Source organism: Flavobacterium fontis (assembly GCF_900129405.1).
In the GTDB taxonomy this organism is placed as follows: Bacteria; Bacteroidota; Bacteroidia; order Flavobacteriales; family Flavobacteriaceae; genus Flavobacterium; species Flavobacterium fontis.
The window spans coordinates 13,950-31,731 of record NZ_FQVQ01000018.1 but is presented as its reverse complement, the minus strand read 5'-3'; the positions used below and the strand labels follow the sequence as shown (position 1 = coordinate 31,731).

Below are 17,782 nucleotides of genomic sequence, written 5' to 3'. Positions count from 1 at the left end.
TTACGCCACTTTCGGCCATATACGTTGAGCATTTTCACGCGCAATGTGATCTAAAGTTTGGTGAATTCGTTCCAATAGTATTTCTGTGGTCATGACACGCGTGTCGGCTGCAAAACTATGGTTTCCGTACGGGCCATATACTGCAGGATCGGTCACCTGAAAGAGTCCCACGGTAGGCGTCAATGCGGCACTTGCCAAATGCATAACCCCACTATCAGCGCCAATGAATAATGTGCAATTGGCTATTACAGCGGCCATTTCACGAATGGATTTTGAATACAATGTGGGAGCGGCAAAATCAATTTGTGACACATGTTCAGCGGGAAGGATTTCGATAAATTGATAGTTCGGAAACTCGGTCTGCAAGCGCTGGTAAAAAGGAATCCACCATTCCGGCGAATAACATTTGGCCCCTGTGGCATAGGTGAACAAGGCGATGGTTTTTTTCTCGTTTGAGACCATTGAATCCAATAGCGCTCTCCCCATATTTTTTTCAGCTACTGAAAGCTTTATATCCATAAGCGGCAACGGACGCGGGGTCATAAAAAGCGTTTGTGGGATCCAAAACGTCCGAAAATCCATAACCAAACCATGCGCCATGTGGGGAATTAGTTGGGAGCGTAGGACTTGTACGTTTTCATTTCGGTCGCCATACCATTTGTATGTTCCACGCGCCCAAGCTGTAGCCAATCGTCCTGATGACGAATGCGATACACTATTGATTACAAGGTCATACGCCCGCATTCGCAACCGAACCCACGTCCACAGATAGGTACCCAATGCTTTAAAATGTTTTTTGGGTAATGCCAGAATTCGATCAACTTGAGGATATTCTCGAAACACCTCCGAAGCAATGCCCCCTTTGACGAATAAATCTACCGTAGCTGTGGGAAAAAGTTGTTCCATTTCGGCTACAATAGACGTAATTAAAAGTGTATTCCCTAAACGATGGTTGGGCCGAATAATCAAAATACGACGAATAGGCGTAGGGGTACAATTGGAAGGATTGTGCATAGGACGACGCGATTGTCCCAAACGACCCGTTACGGCTTGCGTTAATTTTTTGCGCCAGTGCTGTATTGTAGGAGATAATTTCATGAGGAAGTAGACGTTTAAAGTGTTTTTTAATAAGGATATCATACAAAAGTACGCTACCGTTGAGCGAGCGGTACATAAAAACTGTTAATTGACATAATTTTAGGATGTTATGTTAATTTATGTGAAAAAAGCTATGGATATCCTTAGCCGTTTTTTTGCAAAAACCCACAGCGTTTTTTTTCAGTTGCGATGTAACAAAACATAGGGGTGTTGGACTAAAGTAAAAAAGCGCTTCTATGAATAAAGTGGTACTTTCTGCGCCAAAGAATGGTGAAATTCGGGTTTCGGGTGTACAAGCGTATGACAGTCGCGTTGAATTTTCAGCTTTTTCGGCCAAATACGTGGTACGGGGTTGTGAGCAATACCGCATTGACAATCGAACGTACCGGGTGGAATCGGGCGAGTACATAGTAGGGAATGCAACAACTTCTTCGCATATCATTATCGATAGTCCCCAACCTGTTTTAGGCATTTGTTTAGACATTCAACCCGAAGTGATTCAAGAGATTTTGGATTTTGAATACGGTACGCAACCCGAGTTGGCGGCTTTTATTTTGCAACAAGAGCAAATGATCAACCGTTACACTGCGGCACACACCCACTTGGGCTATGCTATTCGCCATATCGAACAACATTTTGAAGCCTTAACCCGAGAGGAAGCCGTATTGCATCAAGAGTTGTTTTATACCTTGGGCGAGTGTATGGTCAAAGATCAAGCGGTTCTTTGGCAGCAATTTACGCGTCTAAAAACGGTGAAGCAAGAAACTAGTAAGCGTTTGTTCGATTTCGTTCACGAGGCGCGTTTGTATATCGAACGGCATTATTTGGAACCCATTGCGCTCTCTTCCATAGCCCAAGAAGCCCATTTGTCAGAGTATCATTTTATACGACTTTTTAAAAATTATTTGGACGTACACCCTACCAATACGTCTTGCATTTGCGTTTGCAACACGCTCAATTATTAATGCGCGAAGGTCATGCCGTGGCCGAAGTGGCTTTTCAAACCGGTTTTGCGGATAAATCAGCCTTCTGTAAAGCCTTTAAAAAGAAATTTGGACAAACGCCCTCTGCGGTGAAATAAGCAATTTTTGACACCCCCTCCTTCCAATTGTCCCCGTATTTTTGACTAAAAAAGAAGATGAAAAATACATTCGGACGAGGATTGCACCTGCTCTTTGTGTTCGTAGGCGTTTTCCATATCATACAAAAAGATTGGGGGCAAGCCTTGATCTACCTCGGGTTGGGATTGGCATTCGATCCCTTCACCCCCACACAAGCTTGGAACAACAAGCCCCTTTGGCAGAAAACGGTTTTGCTTTCTGAATTAATTCTGGTCCTTGTCTCAGGGGTACTGTTGTTCTCTACATCTCATTTTAATTAGTAAAAAGAAAAGCTATGCGAAAATTAGGATTTCAATTAGGGCTTATCGTATTTGGGATTGCCTTGGTAACTGCTCAACCGTTGCCCCGTCGTCCGTGGTTGGGTGCCCGACTCAGTGCCGATCCCCAAGGCGGGATTACCCTCAATCAAGTCGTAGGAGGTACTGCCAAAGCGGCTGGATTGCAAGCCCAAGATGTACTGTTGCAAATAAACGGAAAAACGTTACAGGATCTAAGTGAAGTGGCGCCCACGATTGCCCAATACACCGAAAAACAAGCGGTTACATTTACAATACGACGGGCGGGTTCGCAACAAGAAATCAAAACCACGTGGGTGGGACGCGATCGCGAATCGGTTGCAAAAGGAACCGTTACGTATGATCGGGTACCGTTCAAAGGCGGTCAATTGAGTGTGATTATCAATAAACCCGAGGGGACAGGCAAACTTCCAGCGGTACTATTCATTCCGGGTTATACCTGTAGTTCTGTGGATGGCTTAACTCCCGATCATCCTTACGGTCGAGTTGTCCAAGCGTTTCACAATGCCGGATTTGTAGTGGTGCGCGTTGAAAAAAGTGGGTTAGGAGACAGCCAAAACACGCCCGATTGCAGTACCACGACCTTGTATGATGAAGTGGAGAGTTTCAAAGCGGGCTTCCAAAAAATGAAATCCTTACCCTTTGTCGATACTGAGAAGCTCTTTATTTTCGGGCACTCGATGGGTGGAATTATTGCGCCTGCAATCAGCGCTGGTGAAAAAGTTCGCGGTGTTATGGTCTACGGTACGACAGCCAAAAGTTGGTTTGAATACCAGTTGGAAATGAATCGATTGCAACTTAAATTAGCCAAACTTCCCCCTATGGAATACGAGAGCAAGTGCCGTATTCAGGCCGATATTGCGTTTGACTATTTCATTCGTAAAAAAAGTTTGGAATCGATTGCCGCCGATCCCGAGAAGAAAGCCGTCTTGGAAACCGATTGGCAATACGACGGTAAAGACCGCATTTTTGATCGTAATCAAGAGTATTGGCGTCAAATTCAGGATTACCCGCTGTTGGACAATTGGAAAAATACTACTGGAAAGGTGTTGGTGCTCTACGGGGAGTCGGATTTTCAGGCTTTTTCATTACCCGATCACGAACAGATTGTGCAAACGGTTAACCATTACCATCCCGGAAATGCCGCTTTACTTTCCTTCCCATTGACCGACCATTATTTTGCCCGTTCTGGGACGATGCAACAAGCCTATGACACTTTTAGTCAGGGTAAAATTCAAGAATTATTTCAAGCCTTCAATCCCGATGTGACCCAAAAAGCTGTCGCATGGGCCTTGGCTTTAGTGCAATCCTAACCTTAAAAAACAACTGAGTATGCAACGCATTATTATTCCGTTAATTTTTATTTTAACCGCTTTATGGGGTAAAGCGCAAACCAGCAGTTGGCAAAAATTGACCACCGAACCCTATGCCGGTAAACAAGATGATATCACCTTTGTTGATCGCAATACAGGCTGGTATGTTAATGGTTTTGGGCGCATTTACCACACCCAAGATGGTGGAAAAACGTGGACGAAGCAGCTCGAGCAGAAAGGGTCTTTTTTTCGTACCATCGTTTTTTTGGATGAAAAAGTAGGTTTTGTGGGAACGGTAGGTACCGATTATTTTCCCAATGTCACCGATACGATTCCCTTATACGGGACACAAGACGGTGGAAAAACTTGGAAACCTGTCGCTTACAAAGGCCCTTATGTGAAAGGTTTATGTGCCTTTGATGTCGTGAAAGAGCAGTACATTAACCATGGGAAAATTGATTACAAAACGCATCTTTTCGCGGTAGGTCGCGTGGGGAGTCCCGCCAACATCATGATCTCACACGACGGCGGAACGACTTGGACCTCCCGCAGCATGCAAGCCGATTGTAAAATGTTGTTTGACATTAAAATGTTGGACAAGAATACAGGATTTGCTTGTGCTGCAACCAGTGAAGACATTACCCAGTCGCATGCCTTAATATTGAAAACCACCGATGGAGGTCAAACCTGGAAAAAGGTATACGAATCCAATCGTCCTTTTGAAACCACCTGGAAAGTGTCGTTTCCAACCTCCAAAGTGGGCTATGTTACCATCCAATCGTATAATCCCGACCCCAATGTAAAGCAACAACGCGTGGCCAAAACTACGGATGGTGGTGAAACGTGGACTGAGATCAATTTGGTCGAAGAGGCCGGAGCGCGGGAGTTTGGCATTGGTTTTATTGACGAGAATCACGGTTTTGTGGGTACAATGAATTCAGGGTTTGAAACTAAAGATGGTGGAAAAACGTGGACAAGAATCGATTTGGGCCGTGCTTGTAATAAGATTCGATTTTATACCGATGCCGATAAAAAAGTATACGGTTACGCGATAGGGCTGAATGTTTTTAAGTGGGAGTGATTAGGGGAATTATGAATTATGAATTATAAGTTATGAATTATGAATTATGAATGGTGAATGAATATAAATTACTTTAAAAGTTAGCATTTTGAACGAAATAGTCAATTATATTCAATGAAAAAAAATATCATTTCAGGACTTCTAGGCGCCTTAATTAGTATTGGAATGTTTGCCTTGGTTTATTTTTTTCTGGACCAATCACAAATTGATAAGTTTTTTCCTAGAACCAAGTTAGAGGGACTTATATACTTTCCTTCAATCATTATTGCACCAATTTTTGCGATAGCGATTCATGAATTTGGCCATCTCATAACAGGAATAACTTTGGGACAAAAATTTAAATTATTTGTTGTAGCATTTATAGGTGTTGAGGAAGTTCAAGGTAAAATCAAGTTATTTCTAAATAGAAATCTTGCTCATTTTGGGGGAGTAGTTGCCGTTGTACCTAAGAGTGTCAATGAAATCGATTATCGCGTTTTTGCAAAAGTTTTAATCGCAGGGCCAATTGCATCCTTGCTTTATGGCGTTGTTTGTTTACTTATTTATTTTAAAAATGACACATTTTGCAATTCTTTTTTTGGACTTACATCATTAACCTCTTTGGGTTTATTTTTAGCCACTACAATTCCCAATAAATCAGGGATAATGTATACTGATCGCAAAAGATACCAAAGGCTGCATAAAAAAGGCGTGATAAGGGATGCAGAGATATCTTTGTATCATATTACTTCTCAAAGCATAATTGAAAATTCTTTCAAAAATATTGACCTAACAATGACTTATACTCTTGAAAAAGTTGATGAAATTGAGATGAAATTTTTGGCTGAATATGTACGATACCAATACTTTAAAGCTAATGAATTAGAAGAGGAATCAATAGAGTCAAAATCTAAACTCATAAACTTTAGGAAGAATGTAGGAGAAAGTATTTGGAGCGCTTTGAAAATTGAATAATTATCATTTTAAATCAATCGAAAGGGTAGGGCTCAATATCTTTATGGGAGTGATTTGGGGAAATATGAATTATGAATTATGAATTATGAATTATAAATGATGGAGTAGGGGAATTGTTGAATTGTAATGCTATACGTATGAAAAAAATATTTTTAATAGGCTGCTTTTTGTTGGTGGGACTCACGGCTCAAGCGCAATCTAAGGAATGGTTGTCCAAAAGTTGGCAAATCGATGTTGAAGCGATGCGTGCTGTATTGCAAACGCGTTTAACCGAAGATACGAATTACGCAAACTTGGCCGAAGGCGATCGACTGCTGGCACTTCAAACTGCCCTCCAAAAAATCGAAGGGATAAAAGTGGTGTATCAAGCCGACGGGAGCTATACTTCAGAGACTTCCAAAGGACTCAAAAAAGGAACCTGGAAAGCTGACTTTGAAGCCCAAAAAGTGACGGTTGTTTTGGAAGATAAAAACCAAATTTTTGACATCGTACAACTGACAGCCAACCAATTGGTATTGCGCACCGACAAGGGGATGCTCTTGTATTTCAAGCCGCTGTCATAAGTTACACTTTAGGGATGCCATCAAAAATTTACAACCATTCCCAAGCGGCTCAAAAAGTACCTTGCATTGACCGCCATTATAGAGGGTTGAATACGCGTGATATTCCTGTTTTTGAAAGTGCCTTTTCCGAATTCGTTCGAGGTTACGATGAGGAAGGGCATCTTTTATTTGAAAATCGTACTGCATTGGTAGCCGCTCTTGCCCATCGATTTGCGCAAACCGATTTTTCGTGTGAACTGATAAACCGTATTTTTCATCGCAAAGGAGTGATTGATAAGGAACGTTTGTTTCTGTCGGGGAAGCCTTTTAAAGAAATTTGGATATACATGGAAGTAACCGATGATCACATCACGATGTTTCGCTATCTCCACCAGCAACCGCTCTCCGACTAAGTGTATTTATCATCGCAAAAAGTATTTCCGATACGCCATGGGTCGGCATTTTTTCTTTGTCAAAAAGACCCGATTGAAATAACTCAAGGTTTCAAATCCACAGTCGCTGGCTATAGTACTAATTTTTCGCTCCGTTTCTCTTAGCAAGATGCAGGCTTCTTGAATGCGAATTTCATTCACATAGTCAGAGAAAGTTTTTCCAGTCGCTTTTTTAAAAAACTTACAAAAGTTACTCGTGCTCATTCCGCTCACCGTAGCCACCTTTTCAACCGTCAACGGATCGTTAAAGTGATTCATAATGTAACGACAAATAGTATTGATGCGTAGTTCTTGTTGGGGTGAAAAGGAGTGCTGAATTGGATTTGGACTGATTCGCTCATAAGGGGCTTGGGCAAGTTCTTCCAAAAGTGCCAATCCATGAAGCATACGTAGCATGCCTTCCATGGCTAACAAACGGTTGAGCTGTTCTATCCAGACTTCTCGAACAGGAAACCGAACCCCGTGTGCGGCTTCATTCAACAGCTGGTGTAAAGCCGCTCCTTCTGGTGAGGCCAATAACGACTGCATGGGTTCTTTTCCAAATTGAATGACTACCGCCTCAACGGACACTCCGTCAAGCGACTTTCCCGACCAAGTATGCGGCACATTGCGTCCCAATAAAACCAAATCACCCGCTTGGAAATCTTCATACGTATTTCCCACCAAACGGTATCCCGATCCTTTTACAATATACGTTAGTTCATACTCAGGATGAAAATGCCATTTGAATTCAAAAAAGGGAACCACAATGCGATAGGCATGAAAACTCGAGGCGCCTTTGTCGTGCGGGATGTTTTCAAAAATGGGTTTCATCGTCTAAATTGAATAAAATTTACCATAAAAATAGCTTATTAATTCAATATAGTGTCGGTTTTTGATTTTTTACGAAAAAAGAAAATGACTGCATCCAATTATTTTTGTTCACGTTAGTGGAATAGTATTCCCTTATTGTCAATAAAATAATAAACCTATGCATCCCGTTCCAGAAAGCATTAGCACCTTTTTAGACATACCAATGACGCTTACCGCTGCACAGCTTGATTTTTATGAAACCCATCGGTTTATCAAACTCAAAGCGGTGTTAAACGCAGAAACCATTGCCTTTTTCAATCGTGAAATCGCTGCCCAAGTCGCCTCCATGACAACCGAACTTCCTGCACTTGAAGACCGCACTACTTATGGCAAAGCCTTTCTTCAATTGTTCAATTTGTGGAGGGAAAATGAGACCATTAAAACGCTTGTCATGAGTAAACGGTTGGCCAAAATTGCTTCCGATTTGATGCAAGTTACAGGCGTGCGATTGTACCACGACCAAGCCTTGTTTAAAGAGGGGGGTGGGGGCATTACGCCTTGGCATGCCGATCAATTCTATTGGCCTTTGGCATCCGATAAAACGATAACGGCTTGGATTCCTTTACAAGCTACTCCTTTGGAAATGGGCCCCTTAGAGTTTAGCGCGGGGAGTCATAAACTCCTCGAAGGCCGGGAGATGGCCATTAGTGATGAGAGTGAGGCTTTTCTAGAGCGAAAATTGCGAGTTACTGATTTTGAACATATAATCGAGCCTTTCGATTTGGGGGAGGTCAGTTTTCATTCGGGATGGGTCTTTCACCGCGCCGGGGCCAATACTACAGCCGACATGCGCAAAGTGATGACGATCATCTATATGGATCACGAAATGGTGTTGAAAAACCCCGAGAATCGTAACCAAAGTAAGGATTGGGAAACTTGGTGTCCGGGTGCCCAAGTAGGGGCCGTGATTGATACTCCGTTGAATCCTGTAATTTATACTGTTTGAAATACGATTTGTATATTTACTTTGAAGAAAATTTTTCAAACAGTGGAATTTTGAATAGGTTTTCCCAAAAAAAAAACACCCCTTTAGTGCTTGCCATTGGGGTGTTTTACTAGGTAAGATTTATAGCTATTCTTCGCGATAGATAGCATCGTAAAGGTGCTGGTATTTTTCTTTGATTGCCTTGCGTTTTAATTTTAAGGTAGGCGTTAATTCACCCCCGTCAATACTCCAAAGCGTGGGGGTAAGTTCAAATTTTTTGATGCGTTCCCAATTCCCAAAACGTTCATTGATTTTATCTACTTCATCCTGAATACGGGCTTTCACTTGCGGATTTTGTGCAATTTCTTCAGGCGTTGTGCCTACTGATTCGTTGTGGCGTTTGGCCCATTCTCGGATAAAGTCAAAACTCGGTTGAATCAACGCAGCGGGCATTTTTTCACCATCGCCAATCACCATGATTTGTTCAATAAAAAACGATTGCATCATGGCATTTTCAATCATTTGTGGTGCGATGTATTTTCCGCCAGACGTTTTAAACATCTCTTTTTTACGATCGGTAATGCGCAAAAAGCCCATTTTGTCAATTTCTCCAATATCACCTGTATGGAAATAACCGTCTTTCAAGACTTCTCCCGTCAAAACAGGATCTTTGTAATAGCCCATCATTACGTTGGGACCTTTACACAAGATCTCTCCATCTTCAGCAATTTTTACGGTTACATTGGGAATCACGCGCCCCACACTTCCCACTTTAAATCCGAAGTTTTTCTGATCATTTACCGAGATCACAGGCGACGTTTCAGTCAAACCGTATCCTTCCATAACAGGCATACCCGCAGCAGCAAATACACGAATTAGACGGTGTTGCAGTGCGGCACTTCCGGAGACCATAACATTTAATTGACCACCCAAACCTTCTTTCCATTTACTGAATATCAGTTTTCGCGCTATTTTGAGTTGAAATTCATACCAAGCGCCATTGGCACCATACGGTTCGTACCGCAACCCAAGATTCAGTGCCCAAAAAAACAAAGCTTTCTTGATTCCGGTTAATTCGGCTCCTTTTTGATAAATTTTGTCGTAAACTTTTTCCAACAAACGCGGCACTACAGAAAATACATTGGGTTTTACCTCTTTGATATTATCGGATAACTTTTCAATATTTTCAGCAAAATAGATGGAAACGGAGTAATACTGATAAATATACAATATCATCCGCTCAAAAATATGGCAAACTGGCAAGAAACTGAGGGCACGACTTTTTCCTTCTTCAAAAGGAATGCGTTCTGCACTGTCAATCACATTGGAGACAATGTTTTGATGCGACAACATCACGCCTTTAGGCTTTCCAGTGGTACCAGACGTATAAATAATCGTCGCCAAATCAGTAGTTTGTACCTCATTCATCCGTTGCTCCACTTCGGATTGATTGGAGGCATCGGCCCCTAATTCCAATAATTTTTTCCAAGAAGTACAATCCGAAAGATCGTCAAACGCATACACTTCTTTTAAATGGGGCACCTGACTGCGGATTTGACTGATTTTTTCAAAAACTACAGCATCCGAAACCAAACAGTATTGCGATTCAGAGTGATTTAAAATGTAGGCATAATCTTCAGCAGAAATTGTCGGATAAATAGGCACCGTTTGCGCTCCAGTTTGCAATATCCCAATATCACAAACGTTCCATTCGGTTCGGTTGGTGGAGGAGATAAGGGCTATTTTATCATTTTTTTTCACGCCCAAACGCAATAACGCTCTCGAAATCGTGTTGGCTTGGTTGATATACTCTTGCGTGGATGTTTTAATCCATTCATTCCCATACTTGGTTACCAAACAATCGGGCTTGTTGTTTTTGGACAACTGATAGTAAGGAAAGTCAAATAGTCGGCTTATCGTTCGCATAGTCAATTTTTCTTGCAAATTAATTAAAATCGACTGTTTTTACAATAAATTTTTAATCGACATCGACCGTACAGTACAAATTTGTAGTTTTGTTCCGATTTCGATAATCCCCTCTATGCAACGATTTCCACGGTTTAACGAATATAAAGTATTGGCGTACAGGATTTTTCTGGCCTACCTATTTTACATGGTGGTTCGGTTTTTATTTTTTGCCTACAATCCCAATTTAATTCGGGTCGAGTCATATTCCGAATTGATTCCGTTGGCCTACCACGGCTTGGCGTTTGACACCACAGCCATTCTCTATGCCAATGCCTTGTTTATCGTGTTGTCGCTCCTTCCTTTCGGGGTGAACACGCGAAAGTCGTATCAACTTGGACTAAAAATTCTGTACTTCACGACCAACGCCCTTTTTTATGCCTTAAATTTTGTGGATTTGGTATACTATCGCTATTCGTTTAACCGAAGTACACGTGCCTCGTTGGATATTTTGGAACATGAAAGTAACAAAGCAGCGTTGATGGGGAATTTTCTGGTAAACTATTGGCATGTTTTTGTGTGGTTCTTTGCACTGCTTTTTTTGTGGATTTATCTTTATGGAAAACAGAAGGTTAAGCCTCATCAACAAAAGTATACTTTAAAATATTTTTTCGCTTCAACAGCTACCTTTCTACTGGTTTGCGTGTTGTGTGTGGGGGGAATTCGGGGCGATTTCCGTAAAAGTACACGTCCCATCAATATGATAGACGCCAATCGTTTTGTGACCGATGCCTCGCAAGCCGATTTTGTGCTTAACACGCCATTTGCCGTCATTCGAACGTGGAATGCCAATACGTTTAAAAAGGTTAATTTGGTTGATAAAGCCGTTGTAGATTCGTTATTGGTGCCCATTAAACACTACCGAAATCGTCCCAAAACCCGTCCCAATATTGTGGTATTGATTTTGGAAAGTTTTGGGCGAGAATATATTAGTGCGTTCAATACCCACGAAAAAATTCCAGGGTATCGGGGGTATGCGCCTTTTGTGGATTCGTTGGCCCAACACAGTTTGATTTTCACGCGCGGCTATGCTAATGGGTATAAATCAATCCACGGCATGTCATCGGTATTGTCGGGAATTCCTTCGTTTAAAGATGCCTTTACCTCGTCGCCCTATCCCAAACAAAAGATTGAATCCTTAGTCTCCATTTTAAAAAGCGAAGGGTATGACACCTCATTTTTTCATGGTGCGCCCAACGGTTCTATGGGATTTTTGGGTTTTAGTAATATTTTAGGTTTTGACCATTATTACGGTAAAAATGAGTATGGTAACGATGCCGATTTCGATGGCGTATGGGGCATTTGGGACGAACCCTTTTTTCAGTATTTTAACCGTACAATTTCGGCCAAAAAACAACCGTTTATGGCAACGTTGTTTTCGGTTTCTTCGCATGAACCCTATGTTGTCCCCGAAAAATACAAAGGCAAGTTTCCCAAAGGCGATATTCCCATTCATCAAACCATTGGCTATACCGATTATGCGTTAAAACAGTTTTTCAAAGCCGCCCAAAAGCAACCTTGGTATTCGAATACGATTTTTGTATTGGTGGCCGATCACGATAATTTGATCCACTACGATTTGTACTACAACGATCAGTATGCGCACACGGTACCCATTTTGTTTTACACGCCTGGTCATACCTATCAAGGAGTTAGTCGCGATTGGGCGCAGCAAATTGATATTTTCCCGACGCTTATGGACATGATTGGTTACGACAAACCCTTTCGCAGTTGGGGCCGAAGTCTTTTGGGAGATCCTAAAGTGCCGCCGTTTGTCATGCGGTATTCCTCGGATGTTTACCAAATGATGAGTGGCAATTATATTTGTACTTTTGATGGGGAGAAAGCCGTTGGTTTTTATCATAAGGATGATTATGCGCTAAAAACCAACTTAATCAAGCAACGCAATGCCGAAATGAATCAACTGGAAATGCGCTGTAAGGCTTTTTTACAAGATTATATGGAACGAATTATTGATAAAAAACTAACCTCAAAATCCAACTAAGTCATGCGTTTACGAACTAAGATTGGTCTCGTCCTACTGACCGTTGCTTTAATTGCCACAGGAAAATACGTGTATGACCGTCATATCAACCATAATTTTATGACCATTACCGAAGGAAAGGTTTATAAAAGTGGAGTAATTCCGCCGGATGAAATCAAAGACTATGTGGAAGAATATGGCATAAAATCCATCGTCGATTTGCGTTTTCCAGGCACGGGCGATACCATTAATAACCCTGAATTGCCACAGGAACTGATTGCTGAGCGAGATGCGGTGGCTAAAATTAAAGGCGTAAAGTATTTCAATAACGGTTCGGATCAAGTGCCCAATGAAGAAAATTTGAAAATGTTTTTTGCCATCATGGATGATTCTGCCAACTATCCGGTGCTCTTGCATTGTTACCATGGCATTGGTCGTGCGCAAATGTATTCGGCACTTTATCGCATTGAATATGAAGGATGGACGCCCGATGAAGCCCGAAAAAAAGCCGCTTTCCCTGTGCAATTCAGTTCGTTTGACCATGGCACGCCCAAAGGGGAATACTTAAAAAATTACAAACCCAGACGAGCGCAAAGAGGGGAATAATGTGTCAATGAGGCAATGTGGCAATGTGGCAATGAGCCAATGTGCCAATGTGCCAATGTGGCAATGTGGCAATGTGGCAATGTGGCAATGTGGCAATGTGGCAATGAGCTAATTTGAAGATTTGAAAATGTTCTTTCAAAGAAATATGTATTGACTTACGACTTACTGACTTACGACTGTTGACTTACGACTGTTGACTGATGACTTACGACTATCAATTTGAAAATGAGTCAATTTGAAGATTTGAAAATGTTCTTTCTAGGAAATATGCATTGACTTACGACTTACGACTTGCTGACTTACGACTGTTGACTAATCACTAGTCACTAGTCACTAATCACTAATCACTAATCACTAATCACTAACCCCTATTTCTTCTTCTCTTCTTTGGCGGTAAACAGTTTCATCCGTTCGCCATTGATAAAGATTTTTCCCGCATTGAGGTGAACCGTCATTTCAACGCGGGTCCAAACGGGCGTACTGCCATCGGCTTCGGTATCGGTGAAGCGGTAGTATAAGTAATATTTGAGGTTGTCAAACCCTTTAACCGATTTTAACGTGCCAGTTTCCGAGCATTCCAATCCCCATTCTATCGGGCGCTTGGGCGAATCGTGAAGTTGATATTGACCTGTGCCGCCGCGTTGCAACTCTACAATGGGCTCGGCTTCTTTAAAGTGATACGTCCCAAAAATGGGGTATTCATTAGTCGTAGTGATAAATAATTTTCCTGCCTCCGTTTCAATTTCTCTCACCGCTTGCGCCGAACCACATGTGATAAAAACGATAAAAAGACCAATACAATAGCGTAGCTTATACATAAGATGAATTTTTTTGTTGTACATAATTTAATGAAGTTCAACGCCAAACAGAGGTCTTCCTTCGTATGCATTATCCCTGCGTTTTTTCGATCCATAAACGCGCATTGACGAACGCCTCTAGCCATGGACTTACTTCATGGGATTCATGAGCACCATAGTACGCCCAATTCCAAGGGAAAATTGAACGTTCAATGTGGGGCATCATCACCAAATGGCGTCCCGTTTTGTCACACAACATGGCCGTATTATAATCAGAACCGTTCGGGTTGGCAGGATACCCTTCGTAGGCATATTTGGCTACAATAGGGTAGTGGTGCTCGGCTTCGGGCAAGTGGAATTTTCCTTCACCATGCGACACCCAAACGCCCAAGGTACTGCCCGCCAAAGTCGACAACATCACCGAATTATTTTCTTGAATCGTCACGGAGGTAAAAATACTTTCGTGCTTGCGGCTGTCGTTGTGGTGCATTTTGCCATGAACCGCGTGCTCGGGATGAATCAGTTCCAATTCCATAAACAACTGACACCCGTTGCAAATCCCCACCGATAAAGTGTCGGGTCGAGCAAAAAAGTTTTTAAGCGCCGTGTTTGCTTTTTCATTGTATAAAAAGGCACCCGCCCATCCTTTGGCACTGCCCAAAACATCAGAGTTTGAAAATCCACCTACCGCACCGATAAATTGCACGTCCTCTAGATTTTCACGACCACTGATCAAATCGGTCATGTGAATATCTTTTACGTCAAATCCGGCCAAATACATCGCATGCGCCATTTCGCGTTCAGAATTACTTCCCTTTTCCCGAATGATAGCCGCTTTAGGGCGTTGGGTGGGAGCAGCCGGTAATTTTCCAGTAAAATGGCTGGGAAATTGGTAGTGTAACGGTTGTTCAAAAATATGGGCAAAACGCTCCTCTGCTTTGTGGTTTTGTGTTTGTTTTTGGTCTAATAAATACGAGGTTTCAAACCAAACTTTTCGCAAGTCGGGGATCGCAAAAGTTAAGCCATCAATCGTTAACATATCGCTTGCGACTACTTGCCCCAACGGATAAATCGTCAAGCCTTCTTTGGCGAAAGCCGCTTCAAAAACAGCATCGTGTTGCGCTTGAAGTACGAGTCCAATATTTTCAGCGAATAATATTTTCACCACATCGGGTTCTGCAAACGCTTTTAAACTCAGAGTAGCTCCCACCTGAAGGTCTGCAAAACACATTTCGAGTAAAGTCGTTATGAGTCCGCCACTTCCCACATCATGGCCCGCCGCAATGGCTCCGTCTTTAATCAACTGTTGAATGGTATCAAAGGCGGTTTTGAAATACGTCGCGTCTTGAATACTTGGTGTTTTGGCTCCAATTTTATTGTGAATTTGGGCAAATGAACTACCGCCCAAATAGAAGTTGTCTTGCGAAAGTGGAATGTAGTACAATGAGCCTGCCTCCCGTTTTGCAACGGGTTCGATGACGCGCGTAATATCTGAACAGTGGCCTACCGCCGAAATAATTACAGTACCCGGTGCCAAGACATCTCCATTGGGATACTTTTGTTTCATCGACAAAGAGTCTTTCCCGGTTGGAATGTTGATGCCCAAGGCAATGGCAAAGTCCGAACAAGCTTCCACGGCCTCATACAAACGTGCATCTTCCCCTTCGTTTTTGCATGGCCACATCCAGTTGGCCGACAAGGAAACGCTTTTTAAACCGTTTTCCAAAGGCGCAAAAACGATATTCGACAAGGCCTCGCCAATGGCATTACGACTTCCTGCTTTGGGATCGATTAAGGCAGCTACGGGAGCATGTCCTATACTGGTGGCAATCCCTTCTTTTCCTTCAAAATCTAAAGCCATCACGCCTACATTATTGAGCGGCAATTGTAACGGACCCGTACATTGTTGCTTGGCTACACGTCCACCTACACAACGATCGACTTTGTTGGTTAGCCAGTCTTTACAAGCCACTGCTTCCAATCGCAACACTTGCTGTAGATAGTCGTGAATACGGTCAACTGAATAGGTAATATCGTCGTACTGACGAGTTATAGTAGTATCGGATAAAATGGTTTTGGGGGAACTGCCAAACATATCGCTCAACGCCAAATCCATCGGTTTTTCACCTGTAGTGGCACTGGCAATGGTAAAGGTATGATCGTTGGTAACGGTACCCACAGGAAAAAGTGGTGCGCGTTCCCGTGCCGCAATTCGTTGCAAGGTGTCGAGATCATTGGCGCCAATTACCAAGCCCATGCGTTCCTGCGATTCATTGCCGATAATCTCTTTAGCCGAAAGGGTAGGGTCGCCTACAGGAAGTTGGTCCAAATCAATATGACCTCCAGTAGCTTCCACCAATTCGGACAAACAGTTTAAATGTCCTCCCGCACCGTGATCGTGTATGGATACAATGGGATTGTGGTCGCTCTCAACTAAACCGCGAATGGCATTGGCGGCTCGTTTTTGCATTTCTGGATTCGAACGTTGGATGGCATTCAATTCGATACCCGATCCAAAAGCGCCCGTATCTGCTGACGAAACCGCAGCACCGCCCATTCCAATACGGTAATTATCTCCGCCCAAAATCACAATTTGGTCGCCCAATTGGGGTTCGTGTTTTTGCGCCTGCTCGGCTTTGCCATACCCAATTCCTCCCGCTTGCATGATGACTTTGTCGTAGCCTAATTTTCGATTCTTTTCTTCATGTTCGAAAGTCAGTACCGACCCTGTAATCAAGGGTTGGCCAAATTTATTTCCAAAATCTGAAGCACCATTAGACGCTTTAATCAAAATATCCATCGGAGTTTGGTACAACCATTTTCGTTCTTCCATCCCTTTTTCCCATGGTCGATTGGCTGTGAGTCGGGAATAAGCCGTCATGTAAACCGCTGTTCCGGCAAGGGGAAGCGATCCCTGACCTCCGGCTAATCGGTCCCGAATTTCACCTCCCGACCCTGTAGCCGCTCCGTTAAAAGGTTCGACAGTCGTTGGGAAATTATGCGTTTCGGCTTTGAGGGAAAGTACTGAGGTAAACGGTTTTTTGGTGTAAAAATCAGCGACATCCGCGCGTTGTGGCGCAAACTGTTTTACCACAGGGCCTTGAATGAAGGCGACATTGTCTTTGTAGGCCGAAACAATCGTATTCGGATGGGCCGCCGAAGTTTTTTTAATAAGTTTAAAAAGAGAGGTCTCTTTTTCAACGCCATCAATGACAAAAGTACCGTTGAAAATTTTATGGCGACAGTGTTCCGAATTGACTTGAGAAAAGCCAAAAACTTCAGAATCGGTCAATTTTCGCCCTAATTTTTCAGCGAGTTGATTCAAATAGGCCACTTCTTCATCGCTAAGCGCCAATCCTTCTTGCTGATTGTATGCCGCAATATCTTCAATTTCCAAGATGGGTTCGGGTTGCACCGCAATGGTAAAAATCGACTGGTCCAAATGTGCATACGGTTGCAACAGCATGGGGTCAAAGTGCGGGTTTTCCTGTGTTACTTTCTGAAATTCTTCGATACGGACGATGCCGTGAATTCCCATGTTTTGGGTGATTTCAACCGCATTTGTACTCCAAGGGGTAACCATCGTGGCCCGTGGGCCGATGTAAGGACCTTCGATTTCGAGTAGGTCAATTTTGTGGGTACCGCCAAATAGCCAGTTTAATTTTTGTAAAGTCTCATCAGAAAAGGGAGTAGTGGACTGAACTGCGTAAATAGTTCCTGTTTCGTTACCGAAAAAATGAATCATTGTTGTGTTGTTGTAAGTTGTCTCGCAAAGGTACGGCAAACACCAAAGGGA

General features: G+C 42.7%; 16 protein-coding genes. 11 read left to right on the top strand and 5 right to left on the bottom strand.

Translation table 11 applies throughout. The annotated features are described in order from the left end of the window. A complete protein-coding gene (locus BUC17_RS12710; protein ID WP_073365136.1) occupies nucleotides 1–1,098 on the bottom strand; it encodes a glycosyltransferase family 9 protein in 1,098 nt (365 codons plus the stop codon). 236 nt (nucleotides 1,099–1,334) lie between these two features. On the opposite strand from BUC17_RS12710, the gene BUC17_RS12705 reads away from it, so the two are divergent. The 8 genes from BUC17_RS12705 to BUC17_RS12670 all read left to right on the top strand — a co-directional run bounded on the left by BUC17_RS12705 (nucleotide 1,335) and on the right by BUC17_RS12670 (nucleotide 6,818). Then, nucleotides 1,335–2,063 (top strand): AraC family transcriptional regulator, encoded by a 729-nt coding sequence (locus BUC17_RS12705; RefSeq protein WP_073365105.1) that lies wholly within the window; start codon nucleotides 1,335–1,337, stop codon nucleotides 2,061–2,063. After that, the gene (locus BUC17_RS12700; RefSeq protein ID WP_073365104.1) at nucleotides 2,030–2,179 is read left to right on the top strand and encodes a helix-turn-helix domain-containing protein; all 150 of its coding nucleotides are present in this window, start codon (nucleotides 2,030–2,032) and stop codon (nucleotides 2,177–2,179) included. The genes BUC17_RS12705 and BUC17_RS12700 overlap by 34 nt, the downstream gene beginning before the upstream one ends. Before the next feature lie 57 nt (nucleotides 2,180–2,236). Then, the gene (locus tag BUC17_RS12695) at nucleotides 2,237–2,479 is read left to right on the top strand and encodes a hypothetical protein (RefSeq protein ID WP_073365103.1); all 243 of its coding nucleotides are present in this window, start codon (nucleotides 2,237–2,239) and stop codon (nucleotides 2,477–2,479) included. A gap of 14 nt (nucleotides 2,480–2,493) precedes the next feature. After that, the gene (locus BUC17_RS12690; RefSeq protein WP_073365102.1) at nucleotides 2,494–3,828 is read left to right on the top strand and encodes an alpha/beta fold hydrolase; all 1,335 of its coding nucleotides are present in this window, start codon (nucleotides 2,494–2,496) and stop codon (nucleotides 3,826–3,828) included. A 19-nt stretch (nucleotides 3,829–3,847) separates the two neighbouring features. Beyond that, nucleotides 3,848–4,909, top strand: a complete 1,062-nt coding sequence (locus BUC17_RS12685; RefSeq protein WP_073365101.1) for a WD40/YVTN/BNR-like repeat-containing protein — start codon at nucleotides 3,848–3,850, stop codon at nucleotides 4,907–4,909. A 114-nt stretch (nucleotides 4,910–5,023) separates the two neighbouring features. Further along, nucleotides 5,024–5,863, top strand: coding sequence for a site-2 protease family protein (locus BUC17_RS12680; protein WP_073365100.1), 840 nt, complete (start codon nucleotides 5,024–5,026; stop codon nucleotides 5,861–5,863). Between the two features lie 137 nt (nucleotides 5,864–6,000). Continuing rightward, the gene (locus BUC17_RS12675; RefSeq protein WP_073365099.1) at nucleotides 6,001–6,426 is read left to right on the top strand and encodes a hypothetical protein; all 426 of its coding nucleotides are present in this window, start codon (nucleotides 6,001–6,003) and stop codon (nucleotides 6,424–6,426) included. Between the two features lie 14 nt (nucleotides 6,427–6,440). Further along, complete coding sequence (locus BUC17_RS12670) at nucleotides 6,441–6,818, top strand: hypothetical protein (protein WP_073365098.1); 378 nt, start codon at nucleotides 6,441–6,443, stop codon at nucleotides 6,816–6,818. A 9-nt stretch (nucleotides 6,819–6,827) separates the two neighbouring features. Here the strand turns inward: BUC17_RS12670 and BUC17_RS12665 are convergent, their stop codons facing one another. Next, on the bottom strand, nucleotides 6,828–7,670 hold the full coding sequence (locus tag BUC17_RS12665; RefSeq protein ID WP_073365096.1) for an AraC family transcriptional regulator: 843 nt from the start codon (nucleotides 7,668–7,670) through the stop codon (nucleotides 6,828–6,830). Between the two features lie 157 nt (nucleotides 7,671–7,827). Between BUC17_RS12665 and BUC17_RS12660 the strand changes: the two genes are divergently transcribed. Then, entirely contained in the window at nucleotides 7,828–8,655 is an 828-nt protein-coding gene (locus tag BUC17_RS12660; RefSeq protein WP_073365095.1) for a phytanoyl-CoA dioxygenase family protein, read from the top strand. Between the two features lie 126 nt (nucleotides 8,656–8,781). Here BUC17_RS12660 and BUC17_RS12655 read toward each other — a convergent pair whose 3' ends face one another. Further along, entirely contained in the window at nucleotides 8,782–10,560 is a 1,779-nt protein-coding gene (locus BUC17_RS12655; protein ID WP_073365093.1) for an AMP-dependent synthetase/ligase, read from the bottom strand. A 115-nt stretch (nucleotides 10,561–10,675) separates the two neighbouring features. On the opposite strand from BUC17_RS12655, the gene BUC17_RS12650 reads away from it, so the two are divergent. Together BUC17_RS12650 and BUC17_RS12645 are read left to right on the top strand one after the other, a co-directional pair. Next, a complete protein-coding gene (locus tag BUC17_RS12650; protein ID WP_073365091.1) occupies nucleotides 10,676–12,604 on the top strand; it encodes an LTA synthase family protein in 1,929 nt (642 codons plus the stop codon). Between the two features lie 3 nt (nucleotides 12,605–12,607). Then, entirely contained in the window at nucleotides 12,608–13,189 is a 582-nt protein-coding gene (locus BUC17_RS12645) for a dual specificity protein phosphatase family protein (protein WP_073365088.1), read from the top strand. A 368-nt stretch (nucleotides 13,190–13,557) separates the two neighbouring features. Here BUC17_RS12645 and BUC17_RS12640 read toward each other — a convergent pair whose 3' ends face one another. Together BUC17_RS12640 and purL are read right to left on the bottom strand one after the other, a co-directional pair. After that, nucleotides 13,558–14,007 carry a hypothetical protein gene (locus tag BUC17_RS12640; RefSeq protein ID WP_143161812.1) on the bottom strand — a complete coding sequence of 150 codons (450 nt, stop codon included), beginning with the start codon at nucleotides 14,005–14,007 and terminating at the stop codon, nucleotides 13,558–13,560. Between the two features lie 70 nt (nucleotides 14,008–14,077). Then, nucleotides 14,078–17,731, bottom strand: a complete 3,654-nt coding sequence (gene purL, locus BUC17_RS12635) for a phosphoribosylformylglycinamidine synthase (RefSeq protein ID WP_073365084.1) — start codon at nucleotides 17,729–17,731, stop codon at nucleotides 14,078–14,080. Nucleotides 17,732–17,782: the final 51 nt, after the last annotated feature.